This window comes from Streptomyces sp. NPDC060049 (assembly GCF_042736715.1).
Taxonomy (GTDB): Bacteria; Actinomycetota; Actinomycetes; order Streptomycetales; family Streptomycetaceae; genus Streptomyces.
Genome location: NZ_JBHWVV010000009.1, coordinates 128,552 through 146,131, shown reverse-complemented (window position 1 = coordinate 146,131; position 17,580 = coordinate 128,552). Strand labels below are relative to the sequence as shown.

The window sequence follows — 17,580 nt, the reverse complement described above, 5'->3', positions numbered from 1 at the left end:
GACACCCCCCAAGGGTCACCCACTGTGCGGATCTGTGCAACCGAATGCGATCGAAAGGGATTCATATGGATACCCAAAGTGACTGTTTGTGCAGGTGAGCGGGGTACATTGCGAAAGCGGGCCGCAAAGAGACGCACCCCGAAGAGCACTCGGGACATCGGGAAGTACGAAGGAGCACGGCGCATGAGCACCACCGGTACGACCGCCACGACCATCGACGTCGACCGCAGCGACGCGGACTACCGGGCTTGGCTCAAGGAGGCCGTCCGCAAGGTCCAGGCGGACGCCAACCGCTCCGCCGACACCCACCTGCTGCGCTTCCCGCTCCCCGAGGCCTGGGGCATCGACCTCTACCTCAAGGACGAGTCCACCCACCCGACGGGCTCCCTCAAGCACCGCCTCGCCCGCTCGCTGTTCCTCTACGCCCTGTGCAACGGCTGGATCCGCCCCGGCCGCCCGGTCATCGAGGCCTCCTCCGGCTCCACGGCGGTCTCCGAGGCGTACTTCGCCAAGCTGATCGGCGTTCCGTTCATCGCCGTGATGCCGCGGACGACGAGCCCGGAGAAGTGCCGGCTCATCGAGTTCCACGGCGGCGCGTGCCACTTCGTCGACGACTCGATGAAGATGTACGAGGAGTCGGCCGAGCTCGCCGCCCGGACCGGCGGCCACTACATGGACCAGTTCACGTACGCGGAGCGCGCCACCGACTGGCGCGGGAACAACAACATCGCGGAGTCCATGTACCAGCAGCTGCGCCTGGAGCGTTACCCCGAGCCCGCGTGGATCGTGGCCACGGCCGGCACCGGCGGCACGTCCGCGACCATCGCGCGCTATGTGCACTACATGCAGCACGACACCCGCATCTGCGTCCCGGACCCGGAGAACTCCTGCTTCTTCGACGGCTGGACCAACAACGACCCGTACGCGAGCAGCGACTGCGGATCGCGCATCGAGGGCATCGGCCGGCCCCGGATGGAGCCGAGCTTCGTACCGGGCGCCATCGACCGCATGATGCGGGTCCCGGACGCGGCGAGCATCGCGGCGTGCCGCGCGCTGGAGACGGCGATCGGCCGCAAGGCGGGCGGTTCCACCGGTACGGGCGTGTGGAGCGCGCTGAAGATCATTTCGGAGATGGTGGCGGAGGGTCGCACCGGCAGCGTCGTCACCCTGCTCTGCGACCCGGGCGACCGCTACCTGGACAAGTACTACTCCGACGAATGGGTCGCGGCGCAGGGCCTCGACCTCGCCCCGTACGCGCTGACTCTCGAAACCATGCTGACGACCGGAGTGTGGCGGGAGCCTGCCGCATAAAGGTTTCCTCTGGCCGGTCCCGACGGCGCTGGCTACGCTGTGCGGACTTCGGGTACGGGGGCACGGCGCGGAGGGGGCGGGGGCCATGGCGGAGATGACGGACGGCGGCGGGCGGTCACCCGGGAGGTGATCTCGCCGCCCACCGCGCGCGGACGGGGCCCGGCCTCGCCGCCGCCGAGCGGCTCTGGCTCCAGGGCTGGTGCTGCGGGAGCTGCGCCAGGGTCCACTTCGAGGGCGAACAGGCCGCCCTGACCCTCCAGGGGTTCCGCGTACGGGTGTGGACGGCCGGTGGCTACGGGGACCTGGCAGAGGCCAACCCGGCCGTCGGCCACAGACCGGACGGCTCCTCCCGAACCGTTCCGCTCGGCTCCGCCCGGGCCCGGCTCCTACTGCTCCGCCCGGATCCCGGCTCCTACTGCTCCGCCCCGCGCCGGCCCGCCAGGCGCCGGTCCAGTGTGCGGACCGCCGTGCGGAAGGAGTGGCCCAGTCCCGGGCGTGCGGCGGCGAGGGCGAACCGCAAGGGGGCGGGTCCGTCCGCCGCGAAGGTCCAGCGGACCTGCGTTCCGGTTCCGGCGGGCGCGAGTCGCCATTCCTCCAGCAGGGCCCGCATGCCGGGGGCGTTGGTCTCGTCGACCCGGTACGCGTAGCGCCGCTCCGGCTCCGCGGCCATGATCGTCTCCTGGAACCGGACCCCGCCCATCAGCCTGACCTCGCGCCCGGCGCCCCCGTGCGTCGGCCGGGCGAGCGTGACCGCCCGGAACCAGCTCGGCCAGCCCTCCACCTCCTCGGCCAGCGCCTGGTACACGGTCTCGGGCGCCGCCGTGGTGCGGGTGGTGAAGGCCAGGCGCACGGGGGCGTCCTCGATGAAGTCCAGCCCCACGGGGCGCAGTCGGCGGGCCATGGCGGTACTCCCTGGGTCGGGTGGACATCCGGCGGGCAGCCACCATAGCTGGCGGACCGTCAGATGTCCGCCGTGGGGTGGTGAACTCGTTTCGCGGACCCGGCTCCGGGCGGGACAATGCCCGCATGCTGATCAGAGCAGCGCACATCGACGAACTGGCCGTCCTGCGGGACATCGAGCGGGCCGCGGGGGAGTGCTTCCGGGACATCGGAATGCCGGAGATCGCCGATGACGAACCGCTCCCGCTGGAAGAGCTCCTCGGCTACCGGCGGGCCGGACTGGCCTGGGTCGCGGCCGACGGGACGGGGAGGGGGACCCCGGTCGGCTACCTCATCGCGGACCGGGTCGACGGCAACCTCCACGTCGAGCAGGTGTCGGTGCGGCCGGACCGCGCGCACCGCCGCATCGGGCGCTCCCTGCTGGAGCACCTGGCGGAGCGGGCCGGGGCGGAAGGCGCCCCCGCCCTGACCCTCACCACCTTCACCGACGTCCCGTGGAACGCCCCCTACTACGCCCGCTGCGGCTTCCGGGCCCTCGACGAGAGCGACTTGGGGCCCGGCCTGCGCGACATCCGCGACCGGGAGGCCGCCCACGGCCTCGACCGCCGGCCCCGGGTGTGCATGCGCCGCGACCTGTAGGCCCGGGCCCTGTGAGCGGGGCCCCCAGGTCAGCGCGTCGCGGGGACCTGCTGTCCGGCGGGGCCGGGCGACGCGTTGAGGCCGGGAAGGTCCGGCAGGTCCGGCAGGTCCGTCGGGAACAACAGCGTGAGGTCCTCCGTACTCGGCTCCGGCAGCTGCGCCACCCGCCCCGCGTGCCGCTCGACCATCGACTCGAAGGTCTGGCGGGCGGTGCGGCCGTTGCCGAAGGCCGGCCCCTTGGGCAGGTCCGTGAAGTACGTCAGCAGCGCCTCGGAGGTCTTCTCGCCGAGGAGGTACTCGTGCTCCTCGGCCTGTTGCTCCACGATCCGCAGGAGCTCCTCGGGCCCGTAGTCCCCGAAGGTGATGGTCCGGGAGAAACGCGAGGCCACTCCGGGGTTGACGGTCAGGAAGCGGTCCATCTCCGCCGTGTACCCGGCCACGATGACCACGACGGCCTCCCGGTGGTCCTCCATCAGCTTCACCAGCGTGTCGATGGCCTCGCGCCCGAAGTCGCGCCCGGAGTCCTCGGGTGCCAGCGCGTACGCCTCGTCGATGAACAGCACCCCGCCGCGCGCCCGTTCGAAGGCCTCCTGGGTGCGGATCGCCGTGGACCCGATGTGCTCGCCGACCAAGTCCACCCGGGAGACCTCCACCAGGTGGCCGCGCTCCAGCACACCGAGGGACGCCAGGATCTCGCCGTACAGCCGGGCCACGGTCGTCTTGCCGGTACCGGGGGAGCCGGTGAAGACCAGGTGGCGCCGGACGGAGGCCGCTTTGAGGCCCGCCCGCTGCCGCCTGCGGCCTACCTCGATCATGTCGGTGAGCGCACGGACCTCCCGCTTGACGCTGTCCAGGCCCACCAGGGCGTCGAGCTGGCCCAGCACCTCGCCCGAACCGCGCCCGGCCGCAGCCGCGCCGGCGACCGGATCCGCCCCGTCGGACGGCCGCGGCGCCGGCAGCGGCGCCCGGTCCGCCGCCGGGGGCGCTACGGGGCCCCGCGCGACCGGGACCGTACGGATCCCCGCGCGCTCCCCGGACTGCCCCGCTCCCGCCCCCGAGGCCGACTGCGCGGCGAGGCGGGGCCCCGACTCGTCGCTCGTGCACTCCTCGGCGACCGGGCCGTCCTCGGCGAACTCGTAACCCCCGCGCGCGCAGCGTTCGGTGTGGCAGCGGTTCAAGGTGGTGCGGCAGCCGTCGAGGACGTGGAACCCGAAGCCGGAGCTGCCCGTCACCCGGCACGCCGTGAAGGTGCCGCGTCCGCCCGCCGACACGTAGAACCCCGCCTCGGCGGGGGAGCTGACCGTGCACCGCTCCAGCGCGGGATCGGCACCCTTGGTGACGATCACGCCGGTCTGGACCGCGTCGATGGTGCAGTTGGCCAGGGTGCCTCCGCTGCCGTGGTCGCGGAACCAGGCACCGGTGGCCGCTTCCCGGATCCGGCAGTCGTCCAGCTGCACGGTGGCCCCGTCACTCACCGAGACGGCGGTGTTGCGCACTTGGGAGAGATCGCTGTCCACGACGTCGGCGCGCGAACCGCGGTCCAGGACGAACAACGCGTCGGGCACGTCGTGCACGCGGCAGGAGTCCAGCGAGGCACTGGCCCCGTCGCTGATCCAGACCGCGGGATAGTCGCCGGTGCTGTCGTGGATCTCGCAGGAGTCGGCGACGACCCGGGTGCCCGGATCCCACACCGACAGCCCGTTGCGGCCGAACCGGCGGACGGTGGTGCGGCTGAGGGTCAGCACCGCGCGGGAGCGCAGGTCCACTGCGTTCTCCGGGATGTCGTGGATGTCGCACCCGTCGAGGGTCAAGGCGGCGTCCGTGTCGAGCGTGACCCCGTCGGCCGAGGTGCGGTGGACCGCGCAGTCGGTGAGCACGGCCGTGGCCCGCGCGGCGATCTGCACGCCGGCGCCCTTGATCTCATAGACCTCGCAGCCCAGCGCCTCAAGTCCCGAACCGTCACCGGTCACCCCGATGCCCGCGCCCGTGGCGTGGTGGATCCGGCAGCGCTCCAGACGCGGGCGGCCGCCGCCGCGCACCGAGACCCCGGTCTGCCCGGCGGCGACCACCTCGCACTCCTCGAACACCCCGCCGCCGCCGTCCAGTACGGCGATTCCGACCCCGGCCGGATTCTCCACGGTGCATCGCCGGACCAGCGGCCGGGCGCCGCTGCCGCGGACCTCGATGCCGGCCGCCGACCGGGTGCTGACCCGCAGGTCGCTGAGCTCGGGGGCGCCGTCCTCGACGAGCAGCGCGGGCGCCGCCCGGTCCTGCCCCTCCAGGTGCAGGTCCTGGACGACGGCCGAGGCGCGGATGGTCAGCGCGACCCCGTCGAGCGGCGCGATCCGCACCGATCCCAGCGCGCCCTCGGTCCCGCGCAGGATCACGGCGTGCTCCAGCACCAGGTTCTCCCGGTAGGTGCCGGGCGCGATGGACAGGACGTCGCCGTCGCCCGCCGCGGCGAGCGCGGCGGTCAGCGTCGGATATTCACCGGAGCGGCGACGCCACCGCGAGGTCCCGCCGTGCGTCACCTGGACCGTGCCCTGAGCCATGGTGCTGTCGTGCCCCCACCCTCGTGTTCGCGTGCGCCCGTGCCGGCCTGCGCACCTCCTCCGGCGCTCCACCGTAGCGCGCGTGGGGCCGGTGAGCCGCCAGGTCAGCTGCCCGCGCCCGCCCGGCCCCAGTCCGGTCCCGCCTGGGCCCACGCGCGGTCCAGCCGTATGTACCGCCGATGCATGAGCCTGCGTACGACCAGGCGGCGAACGGTCTCCACCAGAGCGGCGATCACGAGCGCGGCCGCGAGGCCCGCGGCCACCGCGTGGAAGCTCGCCGAAGCCGGGTCCAGGGGCTGCCCGACCAGTCGGCCGTGCGTGTCGGTCCATATCCGGAACCGGTCGCCGGGGCGCGGCGGTTCCTCCGCGGCCGGCACCGTCCCCTGGTGGCTGCTGCCGTCGGGCGCGGTCCACGACGCGACGATCCTGGTGCGCTGCGGGGTCTGCCGCTGCGCCGCCGGGTCGGCTTCCGCGTCGACGGCCTGCTCCGGCGAGGGCCGGACCACCACCGCCGGTACGAGGTACCGCTCGTGCCGTTGTTCGCTCGCTGCCCGCTGCAGCGTGCCGTCCACCCGCAGGCCCGCGGCCCAGCCGACGGCCGGGGCCACGACGAGCACGCACACCGCGGCGGCGAAGGCCACCCACGCCTCGAATAGATCAGTCCGGCGGCGCAGCGGATTGCGCCGCCAACGCCACACACCCATAGCTGTCCACACGGTCCGGCTCCCCCAACTTCTGCCAGTCTCCGCCTGCCTGCAGTCCTAGCCTCCCGCATGCCCTCAGCGAGCGCATTCCGGGACTCGCGAGACGTGTGTCACCCGGTCCGGCGCACATGTCCCGACTGATCCAACGGGCAGTTCACGGTGGTTGGTTCCACCGTTTCCCCAGAGCCCCCCGAAGGTGTCATTCCGAGTGGGCTCAGCGGCTGTCGCGCCAGTCTTCCCTCATTCCAGGACGCGGACCTCGTCACCGACTCGAACCGTACCCAGACGCACGGGGACCAGCAGTCGTCCGAAGGCGAGCGACTTCCCGATCCGCCGGTGCCGGGCCAGGGCCTTGAGCGGTTCCTTGCCCCGCCGGGCCGTCGTCTGGTCGGTGGTCGTGACCACGCAGCGCCCGCACTCGCGCGCCCCGCGGAAGACGGCGTCGCCGATCGCGACGCGCAGCCAGCCGTCCTCGGCCCACGCCTCGGCCCCGGAAACCACGACGTTCGGGCGGAAACGGTTCATCGGGAGGGGGCCCTCCTCCGGATGGTCCCCCCGGGAGATCAGCTCGTTGAGCGCGTCGAGCGAGGCGAGGGTGACGATGAGCAGCGGATAGCCGTCGGCCAGGCTCACGGTCTCGCCGGGCAGCGCGTACTCCGGGTCCACGGGCCGCCGAACGGCCGGGTCGTCCAGGTGGGCCAGGCGCGCCGGCACCCCGAGGTACGCGGTGAACCAGTCGGCCGCCGCGCGTGCCGCGCTCACGGTCTCGATGCTCTTGCCGAAGAGCACCACCGGCTCCAGCGGCCCCGGACCCGGTACCTCCACCGTCAGGTCCGCCATGCCCGGTGCCGACAGCGCGATCCCTCCGCCCCCCAGCGGACGGGCGCTCGCCAGAGCCAGCCTCGGCTGCTGGCGCTGGGTGATGACCATGCCCTCGCCGTCCACGACGGCCCATCGCCGGTCGCCGGACAGGCCCCAGGGCTCCACGGCCACCTCGTCGGGAGCTGTCCCCGCTACCGACTTGACGGGGTGAACGTGGAGCGCCTGGACACGCAATATCGACATGAGGGAATACTGCCAGTCGCCCTCAGGACCTCCGCGGCGACCTCCTCCGAGCGATCGTGGCGAGTGCCCCGGTCAGTAGCCACGCCCCTGCTGCTGGTACGGACGGCCGTACGGGTCCTCGTACGAGGCGGCCGGAACGGGCGCGGGCTGCGCCTGCATCGGACGCGGCGCGGCCGGGCGCATCGCCTCGTACCCCGTGCCCGTGGCGACCGGGCGGGGCTGCTGCGGCTGGGGCTGCGGGACGTAGCCCGTGCGGGCCGCGAACTGCTGCTGAGGGATGTAGGGGGCGGGCGCCTGCTGGAGCGGCATCGGCTGCTGCATCTGACCCATCTGGGCCATCTGCGGCATCGGCTGCGGAGCGGACTGCTGCTGGTACGGGTACCCGTACGCAGGGGCGTGCTGCTGCGAGCCGGCCGGCGGGAGCGCGGCCGGCAGCGCGGGGAGCGAGGACGGGAGGGCCGGGAGGTACCCACCGCTCGAGTAGCCGGAAACCGGTGACTCGTAGGCGGCCGGGACGCGGATCGGGGCGATCTGCGGAGTGCCGCGTTCGGCGACGAGGGAGTCGTAGATAGGGGTGTCCGGGAAGGAGGGCGCGGAGTAGTAACCGCCGCCATAAGTGGAGCGGGGGGAGGTCATGGACCTAAGTTAAGCCCACGACTTCACCGGGTCCATAGCGAGGTGTCGTCAACACCGCGCTGACCTGCATATTCGCAGGTCAGGGCCACAGGTTTCACTTCCTCTCCACGTGCACGATTCGTCACTTCCATCCCGTGTTGCTCCTACTCGTACTGGCCGGTTGGGTGTTGAGCCGACGACGGCCCGCGGAATGCTGACAGCGAGTCACAAAGCTGTGACCTCGGATGGCATGGTTTCGGATGGGGACGACCGGTTTCAGGCATCGCCGGGGCGGGCATAGGTACGTCCTTTCCATGCCGCTCCGCGTCCGCGGTAGTGCTGCACGGCGGAATCGACGGTCATCAGGAGATAGAGCAGCGCGGTGAGCGGAAGCAGCGGCGCGAGCGCGATCGGCTGACGGTAGTAGCGCAGCATCGGCAGGTACGTCGCGGTCATGAGCAGCCAGGCCAGGCCGCCGGCCCAGGCGACGGCGGGCCGGTCCGTCGCCAGGCCGGCGAGGAGGGTGACCGGCGGCACGAGGTAGACGAGGACCAGCCCGGCCACCGTTCCGGCGAGCAGGGCGGGCTGGTGGCGCAGTTGCGCGTAGGCGCTGCGCGAGACCATCCGCCACAGGTCCGCGAGGGAGGCGTACGGGCGCACGCTGTCCACCCGCTCCGCGAGGCCGAGCCAGATCCTGCCGCCGGTGCCCTGGACCGCGCGGGCCAGCGAGACGTCGTCGATGACGGCCTGTCGGATCGAGTCCGGCACCCCGGCCCGCACGGCCGCCCCGGTGCGCAGCAGGAGGCATCCGCCGGCGGCGGCCGCCGTGCGGGCTGCGGGGCGGTTGATCCAGCGGAAGGGGTAGAGCTGCGCGAAGAAGTACACGAAGGCCGGCACGATGAGCCGCTCCCACATGCCGACGGCGCGCAGCCGGGCCATCTGGGAGACGAGGTCGAGGCCGGCCGTCGTCGCGGCGGCGACCAGCTCGCGCAGGCTGTCGGGCTCGTGGGCGATGTCGGCGTCGGTGAGGAGGAGGTAGTCGGGCTCGACGGGCGCTCCGCCGGGGCGGGTGTGCGCGGTACGGGCGTGCTCGATCCCGTGGCGCAGCGCCCAGAGCTTGCCGGTCCAGCCGGGGCCGGGGTCGCCCGGGGAGACGACGGTCAGGGGGAGCCCGGGGTGGGCGAGCGCGAGGCGTCGGGCGAGGGCGGCGGTGCCGTCCGTACTCCCGTCGTCGACGAGGATGACCTCGGCCTCGCCGGGATAGTCCTGCGCGAGCAGCGAGGGCAGGCTCAGAGGCAGCACCTGCGCCTCGTCCCGGGCCGGGACGACGATCGCGACGGACGGCCAGCGGGCGGGTGCGTGCCGGGGCGGCAGCCGTGTGTCGGTCCGCCAGAACATGCCCTGCCCGAGGGCGAGCCAGAGCCAGACGGCGAGCGATGCGCAGGCGGCGACGAGAAGGAGACCCATTCCCGGCAGTGTGCCGCCAATCGCCGGTCGTGAGGCCCCGGACACCGGACTCCGGCGGGTGGTTCGGAGCGGGCGGCGGTCCCGCCGCCCCGGGCCCGCCCGGACGATCGATTAAGGTGACCAAGTGAAGATCGCCCTGATGGACTCCGGTATCGGCCTCCTCGCGGCGGCCGCCGCGATGCGAAGGCTGCGGCCGGACGCCGAGCTGGTGCTGTCCTGCGACCCCGACGGGATGCCCTGGGGTCCGCGGACCCCCCAGGACCTCACCGGCCGGGCGCTCGCCGTCGCCCGCGCCGCCGCCGAGCACCGGCCGGACGCACTGATCGTCGCCTGCAACACCGCCTCGGTGCACGCCCTGCCCGCGCTGCGCGCCGAGCTGGAACCCGTGGTCCCGGTCATCGGGACCGTGCCGGCGATCAAGCCCGCCGCGGCCGCGGGCGGCCGCGTGGCCATCTGGGCCACCCCGGCCACCACCGGCAGCCCCTACCAGCGGGGCCTGATCCGCGACTTCGCCGACGGGGCACGCGTCACCGAGGTGCCCTGCCCGGGGCTGGCCGACGCCGTGGAGGCCGCCGACGGGGCCTCCGTCGTACGGGCCGTCGCCGCGGCCGCCGCGCTGACCCCGGCCGACGTCACCGACGTGGTGCTCGGCTGCACCCACTACGAGCTGGTCGAGTCCGCCATCCGGACCGCACTGGACCGGCGCACCGGTGGCGCGGAGCTCGTCTACCACGGCTCCGCCGAGCCCGTCGCCGTCCAGGCGCTGCGCCGGCTCGGAGCCCGGCCCGCGCCAGGCCTGCCCCGCACCGGCGGCCTGACCGTGCTGCTCAGCGGCCGTCCCGGCACGCTTCCCGAGCCCGCTCTCGCATACGCCGAGGGCCGCCTCCTCGCCGACCGGAGCGCCGCCGTCCGGGGATGACCCCGGTCAGGGCGTGACGGCGGCCGCGCGCTCGCCGATGGCGACGTGCTCCTCGGACTCCTTCCGGGTCAGGCCGTCTCGCGGTAGGGGTTCCAGGCCCCCCGGGGGCGCCTCCGGTGCCGGGGGCGAGGTCGGTGGCGTACGTGCGGAACGTGAGTACGCTGCTACACATGAAGGTTCACCCCCCGGGTCCGCTCTGGACGGGCCGGGCCTCCAACCGCGTGCAGTGGGTGCTCGCCGGCGCCGGTCTGGCCTGCCTCGCGCTCGGTGTCGAGCTCGCCGTGGACTACGGCGACGCGGGCCTCGTCGCGCTCCTCATGGCGGTGATCGGCTGCCTCGCCGTGGGGCTGCTCATCCTCTTCGGCACCCTGGCCTTCGTCCACGTCGCCGTCACCGTCGACGCGGAGGCGATGGAGGTGCGCTGCGGCCTCATCGGCCTGCCGCGCCGGAAGATCAGGCTCACCGAGATGGCCTCCGCCGAGTTCGTACCCAAGATCACCCCCCAGCAGTGGGGCGGCTGGGGCTACCGCTGGCGCCCGGAGAAGGGCACGGGCGTCATCGTGCGGCGCGGCGAGGGCGTGCAACTGCGGCTCGGCGACGGCAAGCTCTTCACCGTCACCGTGGACGACGCGGCGAGCGCGGTCCTCGTGCTCCGCGCCCACATGCGGGCCCGCGCGCGCTGATCCCCGCCCGGTCGAACGGTCTGTCCATCCGCGCGCCGACCCGCGCGCCGACCCACCGTGGGGCCCCTTCACCCGCCCGAACGGCCCCGCCGGGAAGTCCACCGGCACAGCACAGGGACGTACACTCCGCCAGATGAGCAGCAGTGCGACCCGCGCGGCCGGGAACGAGCCCCCGAAGCCCGCCACCCGAGCCGAAACGGAAACGGAACCAGCGACCGGTTCCCCGGCCTCCACCGAGGGCGTCCCGGCCTCCACCGAGGGCGTCCCGGCCTCCACCGAGGGCGTCCCGGCGGCCTCCCCCGCGCGACGGCGGTCCGAACGCCTCGCGCGTCCCGCGCTCGCCGTCCTCTCCGGCGTGCTGCTCTACCTCAGCTTCCCGCCCCGCCCCCTGTGGTGGCTGGCCCCCCTCGCGCTCGCCCTGCTCGGCTGGTGCCTGTACGGGCGCCGCGCCCGCGCGGGCTTCGGCCTGGGCGTCCTGCACGGCCTCGGCTTCCTGCTGCCGCTGCTCGTCTGGACCGGCGAGGGCGTCGGCCCGGTTCCCTGGCTGGCCCTCGTCACGCTCGAATCCCTCCTGATCGGCCTCGCCGCGCTGGGCATCGCCCTCGTCAGCCGGCTCCCCGGCTGGCCGCTGTGGGGCGCCGCCGTCTGGATCGCCGGCGAGGCGCTGCGCGCCCGCGCCCCCTTCGGCGGGTTCTCCTGGGGAAAGCTCGCCTTCGGACAGCCCGACGGCGTCCTCCTGCCGCTCGTGGCCCTCGGCGGCACCCCGCTGCTCTCCTTCGCCGTGGCCCTGTGCGGATTCGGCCTCTACGAGGTCCTGCGCGTCGGCGCCGACACCCGCCGGGCCACCGCCGCGCTGCTCGCCGCCACCGCCGTGGCCGCCCCGCTCGCGGGCGCCCTCGCGGCCCGGCCGCTCATCTCCGACACGGCCGAGGACGGCACCGTCGTGGCCGCCGTCATCCAGGGCAACGTGCCGCGCGCCGGCTTCGACTTCAACGCCCAGCGCCGCCAGGTCCTGGACAACCACGCCCACCGCACGGTCCAGCTCGCCGAGGACGTCAAGGCCGGCCGGGTCCCCAAGCCGGACTTCGTCGTCTGGCCGGAGAACTCCTCCGACATCGACCCGTACGCCGAGCCCGACGCCTACGAGGTGATCGACGAGGCGGTCAAGGCCATCGGGGTGCCCGTCGCGATCGGCTCCGTACTGGCCCCGGAGACCGGACCGCTGCGCAACACGATGATCCTGTGGGACCCGGCCAAGGGCCCCACCGACACCTACGACAAGCGCAAGATCCAGCCCTTCGGCGAGCGCATCCCCATGCGGTCCTTCGTCCGGCTCTTCAGCTCCGACGTCGACCGCGTGCGACGCGACTTCGGCCCCGGCAAGGAGCCCGGCGTCTTCGACATGGCGGGCAGCGGAGTCGGCATGGTCACCTGCTACGAAGCCGCCTTCGACGACGCCGTCCGTTCCACCGTCCGGGCCGGCGCCCAGGTCATCGCGGTGCCCAGCAACAACGCCACCTTCGGCCGGACCGAGATGACCTACCAGCAGCTCGCCATGGACCGGGTCCGCGCCGTCGAGCACAGCCGAACCGTCCTGGTCCCGGTCACCAGCGGGGTCAGCGCCGTCATCCGCCCCGACGGCGCGATCGTCCAGCAGACGAAGATGTTCACCGCCGATGCCCTGGTCGCGGAGATCCCGCTGCGCTCCAGCGAGACGCCCGCGACCCGCTACGGCCCGCTCGTCGAGTACGCCCTGCTGGCCCTCGCGGCCGCGGGCCTCGGCTGGTCGGCGGCCCGCCGCCTCGCCAAGGCCTCGTAGGCTCGGGAGATGACGACACCCGACTTCATCCGCGCCCTGCGCGCCTCCGCCGGGAACCAACTGCTCCTGCTGCCCGGGGTGACCGCCATCGTCGTCGACGACCTCGGGCGGGTGCTGCTGGGGCGGCGCGCCGACACCGGGCGGTGGTCGGTGATCGGCGGGATCGCCGAGCCGGGGGAGCAGCCGGCCGACACGGCGGTGCGCGAGGTCTACGAGGAGACCGCGGTGCGGTGCGTACCGGAGCGGGTGGTGCTGGTGCAGATGCTCCCGCCGATCACCTATCCCAACGGCGACGTCTGCCAGTTCCAGGACATCACCTTCCGCTGCCGGGCCACGGGCGGTCGGGCGCGGGTCAACGACAACGAGTCGCTGGAGGTGGCCTGGTTCGAGCCGGACGCGCTGCCCGAGCCCCTGGAGTCCTTCGCCGTCGACCGGATCCGCCGGGCCCTGCGGGACGAGCCGACCTGGTTCGAGGCCCCCGCCGCGGCCGGAGCGTAGAGGCGCACGGCGCGCGGCGCCGGGGAAACGGCGCGGTGACCGGACCTCAGCCGTCGACGGCCGCCTCCCGGTAGAGCTCCGACGCCTGGTCGCCCATGACCGCGCTGTACGAGACGTCCGGGTCGCTCCCGCCGCCCTCGTAGCCGCCGAGGACGCCCGCCAGGGCGCCGTCGACGAGCCAGGGACTGCCGCTGGTCCCGCCGCTGAGGTCCGGACACTCGATGCGACGCTGCGTCGCGGAGATCAGCGTCGTGCCGTTGGAGCAGTACAGCGGGGACTCGCCGGTACTCGGATAGCCCACGATGGAGACCGTGGCCCCGGCGGGCTGCTCCGCCGCGACCGTGAAGCCGCCGACCACGTCCTCGACCTCCCGGCCGCCCAGCGGGGCCAGCGTCGCGAAGGCGATGTCGTGATCGGGGTCGCGGCCGTCCGTCCAGTCCGGTGCCACGTACATGTCCGTCAGCCTCCACAGGCCGTACGGTGCCTCGCCGTCCCGGTAGCCGGGGGCGAAGTAGGTGCGGTCCAGGTCGCCCAGGCAGTGCGCGGCGGTGGCGATCACATCGCGGTCCTCGCTGCGCACCACGGCGGCCGTGCAGAAGTGCCCGCCGTCGATGCCGCCCGCGAACAGGGCGCCGACCCGTCCCGCCGTCGCGTCGGCCGCGGCCGTCGTGGTGACGCCGAGGGGCGGTCGGGCGAGGGCGTCCGGCACGTCGACGCCGAGCAGCGCCGTCATCGCTGCCAGGGCTGCCAGGATCCGTGACGCGCGCCGGCCACGGGCGCGGGGGCGGCGGTCCGATCGGGAGGGAAGGCGCTGGATCATGCTCAGAGCCTGGTGGGCGAACCTGTGGCGGGAGGCCGGGAATCCATATGAATCGGCTGTGAATCACCGGGGGCGGGCCCAGAGCGGGAGCCGGCCCCAGAGCCGGAGCGGGAGCCGGGGCCGGACCGAGCCGGAGCGGGCCCGTGCCGGCGCGACGCGCACGCCTCGCGACGCCGACCGCGCGCGGCGCTAGCGCCGCTCGTACACCGTCACCCGGCGGCCCCGGACCTCCCGGTCCGCCACCACCGTGAACTCGGCCGCCAGGACCGCCGCCTTCGCCCGGTCCGCCTGGGCGCCCGGGGGCTTCGCCGTCCTGGTCGCGTCCGTCACCAGCAGCACGCGCCGCCGCCCGCGCAGCTCAGCCGTGATCCGCGCCGGGCCCGCCTCCTCGCCCTTGAGGGTGCCCGACTCCACGGGACCGCGGGCCAGGGCGACGTCCGCCAGCCCCGCGAACGCCCCGGGCGAGACCAGCGCGGTGTCCCGCCGGGCCGCCGGCACGAAGAGCACCGCGTCGCCGTCACGCTTCAGCCGGGACACCTCCCCGGCGACCGCCAGGACGTCGTCCACCCTGCTGGCCGGGGACCTGTCGGCGACCGCCACCGGCAGCACCGCCAGCGCCGAGACCCCTATGACGGCCGGGACGAGCGCGCCCGACGTCTTCGGCCACCGGGGCGCGAGGGCCCGTACGGCCGCACCGAGCGCGGCGCCGATCAGCAGGGCCAGCCCCAGCATGCAGAAGAGCACGTACCGGTCCAGGAACAGCGGCTGGACCAGGGAGGCGGCGGCCAGCCCCAGCAGCGGCACCGCCAGCAGCGGCAGCCCGACCGCCGCCGCCGACAGCCGGGCTCCGCGGCCCGCGCCGTGCGGCCCGTTCCACCGGTCCGCCCAGGCGCCCAGCACGCCGATCGCCAGAAGCACCGCCGGGCCGATCATCATGTGCCAGGTCAGCGGCGGTATCCACGAGACCTGGCCGGACTGGGTCCGGCTGAACAGGATCAGCGGGAGCGCACCCGCCACGGCCGCCGCCGAGGCGGTCAGCCAGCACGCCAGGGCGCCGCGTCCGGCCCGGACCCACCACAGGGTCGCCGCGTGCGCGGGCAGGATCAGCAGCGAGAACCAGTTCAGCAGCGCGCAGACCAGTACGACCGCCCCGTACGCCGCCCACCGCGGCCGCGTCCGCCGCCCGGAACCGGCCGTGAGCAGCGAGACCAGCAGCAGGGTCGAGACCCCGGCGCCGCCCGCGACCAGCGCGTACGCGCGGCCCTCCTGGAGCTGGAACTGCACGGCCGGCAGCAGCCCGAGGGCCAGCCCGCCGCCCAGTCCCGCCCACGGGCCCGCCAGCCGGCGCCCGATCAGCGCCACGCAGGCGGCGGCGAGCGCCACCGCCAGCACCGAGGGGAGGCGCAGGGTCGTCGTGCTCGCCCCGAACACCTCGAAGAGGACGTGCACCAGCAGGTAGTAGAGGCCGTGGACGGCGTCCACATTGCCGAGCATGTGCCAGATCTCGCCGGGCGAGCGCTGCGCCACCTGCCAGGTCGCCGCCTCGTCCCGCCACACGCTGTGCTGACGGGAGATCCCCCACAGGCCGAGCGCCAGTGTCCAGAGAAACGGAACCAGCCACACGAGATTCGGCCGCCGACGGCTGCGGCCGATGGCCCGTCGGCCCGTCGCGCGCAGGGCGGTACCGCTCGGCGGGCCGGTGGATATGTGGGATGTCATGAAGGCGTTCGGATCCTCGGAGCACTGTTCGGGCGGAAAGCACCAGTCTATGGACGCCACGGACGGTTTCCGGACCGGGTGTTGTGCACGACGGAGCGTGATCGTGTGGGCCGCCCGCCCCTAGCCTCGCGGCAGAAGGTGCCCAGCGGGCACACGGTGCACGACAGGGGCGGTACTTGGTGAACTGGCTGATTCACGACTACCGCGAGAGCGATCTCGCGGCCGTTGTCCATCTCATCGACACCACGGCCGAACTCGGCCAGGAGTCGGTCTTCTCCCTGGCCGAGTGCATCGGCGCCCTCACCGACCGGCAGCCCTGCGTGGTCGCCGTCCACCAGGGCGTACCGATCGGCGCCGCCCTCGCCTGCGTCACCGGCGAGCGCGCCTGGGTCATGCGGATCGCCATCGCCGCCGGCTGGCGCGGCCGGGGCCTGGCGAGCGCCCTGCTCGTGGAACTGGAGCGGCGGCTCATCGCGGCCCGCGTCGGCCGCATCGCCTACGTCCTGCCCGAGGAGGACCTGCTCGGGGAGGGCCTGCTCAACGCCGGATACACGCGGCAGCCCGCCGTCGCCTACTTCGAGAAGACCGAGCCGCTGCACGGACCGGCCGCCGGGCTCCTCGACGACCTCGGCGGCCGCTTCCTGCCGAACGACCTGTGGGCCAAGGTCGCCGGCATGGAGAAGGAGAAGGACCTCATCGAGCGGCGCGTGGTGCTGCCGCTCGCCGAGCCCGAGCGCGCCGCCGCGCACGGCGTGCGGCCACCGCGCGCCATCACCCTCTTCGGTCCGCCCGGCACCGGCAAGACCACCTTCGCCCGGGCCATCGCCTCCCGGCTCGGCTGGCCCTTCGTGGAGCTGCTGCCCTCGCGTCTCGCCGACGAGGGGAACCTCGCCGCCGCGCTGCGCGACGCCTTCGCCCGGATCGGCGAGCTGGAGCGGGTCCTCGTCTTCATCGACGAGGTCGAGGAGATCGCGCCCGTGCGCACCGAGCCCGCGCAGCCCGGCGGGATCCACGGGGTGACCAACGAGCTGCTCAAACTGATACCGGGCTTCCGGGAGGGCGACGAACGGCTTCTGGTCTGCGCCACCAACTCCGTCCGCTCGCTCGACCCGGCGTTCCTGCGCCCCGGCCGCTTCGACTACCTGATCCCGATCGGTACCCCGGACGCGGGCGCCCGCGCCGCGATCTGGTCCCGCTACACGGCGGGCCGCGCCGATGTCGACGTACCGGCCCTGGTCGCGGCGACCGAGCTGTTCACACCGGCCGACATCGAGCACGCGGCGCGGATCGCGGCGCAGGTGTCATTCGAGCGGGACCTGGAGGCGGTGGGCGCGCGGGGCGCGGGGGCGGCGCAGCTCGGGGCGGGCACGGAGGACTACCTGGCGGCCGTGGCACAGTGCCGGCCGACGGTGACCCCGGCGATGACGGGCGAGTTCGCGGCGGACATCACCGCCCACGCGAGGTTCTGAGCGGGCGGCTCCGAACGGACGGCCCCGGCGGAGCGGAGGCCGGACCGTGCGGGCCCCCGGCGGAGGCCGGACCGTGCGGGCCCTGGCGGCGCCCCGCCGCATCCCGGACGGCAAGACGGCCCGCAGCCCCTCCCCAAAGCGGCTGCGGGCCTCCCGCGCGGACGAGGCGTCCGTGCGGGGCAGCCGCGTTCCGTCAGGGGTGTATCGCCGGCTGGAACGTGGCGGCGAGAGCGCCCCCGAGAGCGTCCCTGAGCTCTCGGCGGCACATACGAGTCAATCAGCGCGGGTCGTGGGGGCGCGGGGGGCCCCCCCCCCCCCACCCCCCGGGCCGGACAACCCCCCCCCCCGCCCCCCCCCGTAGGCGGAACGGAGTGACGGGGCCGGGCGGGGGGACGGCGGC

15 protein-coding genes are annotated in these 17,580 nt (G+C 74.0%); 7 read left to right on the top strand and 8 right to left on the bottom strand.

From position 1 onward, the window contains the following. Nucleotides 1–183: 183 nt before the first annotated feature. On the top strand, nt 184–1,311 hold the full coding sequence (locus tag ACFWBY_RS18670) for a PLP-dependent cysteine synthase family protein (protein ID WP_385336759.1): 1,128 nt from the start codon (nt 184–186) through the stop codon (nt 1,309–1,311). Between the two features lie 412 nt (nt 1,312–1,723). Here the strand turns inward: ACFWBY_RS18670 and ACFWBY_RS18665 are convergent, their stop codons facing one another. Continuing rightward, nucleotides 1,724–2,212 carry an SRPBCC family protein gene (locus ACFWBY_RS18665; protein ID WP_385336756.1) on the bottom strand — a complete coding sequence of 163 codons (489 nt, stop codon included), beginning with the start codon at nt 2,210–2,212 and terminating at the stop codon, nt 1,724–1,726. Nucleotides 2,213–2,337: 125 nt separating this feature from the next. On the opposite strand from ACFWBY_RS18665, the gene ACFWBY_RS18660 reads away from it, so the two are divergent. Continuing rightward, a complete protein-coding gene (locus ACFWBY_RS18660; RefSeq protein WP_385336753.1) occupies nt 2,338–2,850 on the top strand; it encodes a GNAT family N-acetyltransferase in 513 nt (170 codons plus the stop codon). 29 nt (nt 2,851–2,879) lie between these two features. On the opposite strand, the gene ACFWBY_RS18655 is transcribed toward ACFWBY_RS18660, so the two are convergent. The 5 genes from ACFWBY_RS18655 to ACFWBY_RS18635 all read right to left on the bottom strand — a co-directional run bounded on the left by ACFWBY_RS18655 (nt 2,880) and on the right by ACFWBY_RS18635 (nt 9,253). Beyond that, a complete protein-coding gene (locus ACFWBY_RS18655) occupies nt 2,880–5,402 on the bottom strand; it encodes a right-handed parallel beta-helix repeat-containing protein (RefSeq protein WP_385336750.1) in 2,523 nt (840 codons plus the stop codon). Between the two features lie 104 nt (nt 5,403–5,506). Further along, on the bottom strand, nt 5,507–6,118 hold the full coding sequence (locus tag ACFWBY_RS18650; protein ID WP_385409676.1) for a hypothetical protein: 612 nt from the start codon (nt 6,116–6,118) through the stop codon (nt 5,507–5,509). Between the two features lie 228 nt (nt 6,119–6,346). Next, the gene (locus ACFWBY_RS18645; protein ID WP_385336746.1) at nt 6,347–7,171 is read right to left on the bottom strand and encodes an MOSC domain-containing protein; all 825 of its coding nucleotides are present in this window, start codon (nt 7,169–7,171) and stop codon (nt 6,347–6,349) included. Nucleotides 7,172–7,243: 72 nt separating this feature from the next. After that, the gene (locus tag ACFWBY_RS18640; protein ID WP_385336743.1) at nt 7,244–7,807 is read right to left on the bottom strand and encodes a DUF6643 family protein; all 564 of its coding nucleotides are present in this window, start codon (nt 7,805–7,807) and stop codon (nt 7,244–7,246) included. Nucleotides 7,808–8,062: 255 nt separating this feature from the next. Continuing rightward, nucleotides 8,063–9,253, bottom strand: coding sequence for a glycosyltransferase (locus ACFWBY_RS18635; protein ID WP_385336741.1), 1,191 nt, complete (start codon nt 9,251–9,253; stop codon nt 8,063–8,065). A gap of 124 nt (nt 9,254–9,377) precedes the next feature. Between ACFWBY_RS18635 and ACFWBY_RS18630 the strand changes: the two genes are divergently transcribed. From ACFWBY_RS18630 to ACFWBY_RS18615, 4 genes are all read left to right on the top strand, one after another. Next, complete coding sequence (locus ACFWBY_RS18630; RefSeq protein WP_385336738.1) at nt 9,378–10,172, top strand: glutamate racemase; 795 nt, start codon at nt 9,378–9,380, stop codon at nt 10,170–10,172. Nucleotides 10,173–10,342: 170 nt separating this feature from the next. Beyond that, entirely contained in the window at nt 10,343–10,855 is a 513-nt protein-coding gene (locus tag ACFWBY_RS18625) for a hypothetical protein (RefSeq protein ID WP_385336735.1), read from the top strand. Nucleotides 10,856–10,988: 133 nt separating this feature from the next. Further along, on the top strand, nt 10,989–12,674 hold the full coding sequence (lnt, locus tag ACFWBY_RS18620) for an apolipoprotein N-acyltransferase (RefSeq protein ID WP_385336732.1): 1,686 nt from the start codon (nt 10,989–10,991) through the stop codon (nt 12,672–12,674). Nucleotides 12,675–12,683: 9 nt separating this feature from the next. After that, nucleotides 12,684–13,172 (top strand): NUDIX domain-containing protein, encoded by a 489-nt coding sequence (locus ACFWBY_RS18615; RefSeq protein WP_385336729.1) that lies wholly within the window; start codon nt 12,684–12,686, stop codon nt 13,170–13,172. Between the two features lie 46 nt (nt 13,173–13,218). Here ACFWBY_RS18615 and ACFWBY_RS18610 read toward each other — a convergent pair whose 3' ends face one another. Beyond that, nucleotides 13,219–13,992, bottom strand: coding sequence for a trypsin-like serine peptidase (locus tag ACFWBY_RS18610; RefSeq protein ID WP_385336727.1), 774 nt, complete (start codon nt 13,990–13,992; stop codon nt 13,219–13,221). Between the two features lie 189 nt (nt 13,993–14,181). Then, on the bottom strand, nt 14,182–15,711 hold the full coding sequence (locus ACFWBY_RS18605; protein ID WP_385336724.1) for a hypothetical protein: 1,530 nt from the start codon (nt 15,709–15,711) through the stop codon (nt 14,182–14,184). A gap of 179 nt (nt 15,712–15,890) precedes the next feature. Here ACFWBY_RS18605 and ACFWBY_RS18600 point away from each other — a divergent pair, with 179 nt between their 5' ends. Beyond that, a complete protein-coding gene (locus ACFWBY_RS18600; protein WP_385336721.1) occupies nt 15,891–17,180 on the top strand; it encodes an ATP-binding protein in 1,290 nt (429 codons plus the stop codon). Nucleotides 17,181–17,580: the final 400 nt, after the last annotated feature.

What these genes read in the sequence shown, in the direction of transcription:
- ACFWBY_RS18670 (WP_385336759.1), top strand. Translation starts at nt 184, where the DNA reads ATGAGCACCACCGGTACGACCGCCACGACCATCGACGTCGACCGCAGC.
- ACFWBY_RS18665 (WP_385336756.1), bottom strand. Translation starts at nt 2,212, where the DNA reads ATGGCCCGCCGACTGCGCCCCGTGGGGCTGGACTTCATCGAGGACGCC.
- ACFWBY_RS18660 (WP_385336753.1), top strand. Translation starts at nt 2,338, where the DNA reads ATGCTGATCAGAGCAGCGCACATCGACGAACTGGCCGTCCTGCGGGAC.
- ACFWBY_RS18655 (WP_385336750.1), bottom strand. Translation starts at nt 5,402, where the DNA reads ATGGCTCAGGGCACGGTCCAGGTGACGCACGGCGGGACCTCGCGGTGG.
- ACFWBY_RS18645 (WP_385336746.1), bottom strand. Translation starts at nt 7,171, where the DNA reads ATGTCGATATTGCGTGTCCAGGCGCTCCACGTTCACCCCGTCAAGTCG.
- ACFWBY_RS18640 (WP_385336743.1), bottom strand. Translation starts at nt 7,807, where the DNA reads ATGACCTCCCCCCGCTCCACTTATGGCGGCGGTTACTACTCCGCGCCC.
- ACFWBY_RS18635 (WP_385336741.1), bottom strand. Translation starts at nt 9,253, where the DNA reads ATGGGTCTCCTTCTCGTCGCCGCCTGCGCATCGCTCGCCGTCTGGCTC.
- ACFWBY_RS18625 (WP_385336735.1), top strand. Translation starts at nt 10,343, where the DNA reads ATGAAGGTTCACCCCCCGGGTCCGCTCTGGACGGGCCGGGCCTCCAAC.
- lnt (WP_385336732.1), top strand. Translation starts at nt 10,989, where the DNA reads ATGAGCAGCAGTGCGACCCGCGCGGCCGGGAACGAGCCCCCGAAGCCC.
- ACFWBY_RS18615 (WP_385336729.1), top strand. Translation starts at nt 12,684, where the DNA reads ATGACGACACCCGACTTCATCCGCGCCCTGCGCGCCTCCGCCGGGAAC.
- ACFWBY_RS18610 (WP_385336727.1), bottom strand. Translation starts at nt 13,992, where the DNA reads ATGATCCAGCGCCTTCCCTCCCGATCGGACCGCCGCCCCCGCGCCCGT.
- ACFWBY_RS18605 (WP_385336724.1), bottom strand. Translation starts at nt 15,711, where the DNA reads ATGACATCCCACATATCCACCGGCCCGCCGAGCGGTACCGCCCTGCGC.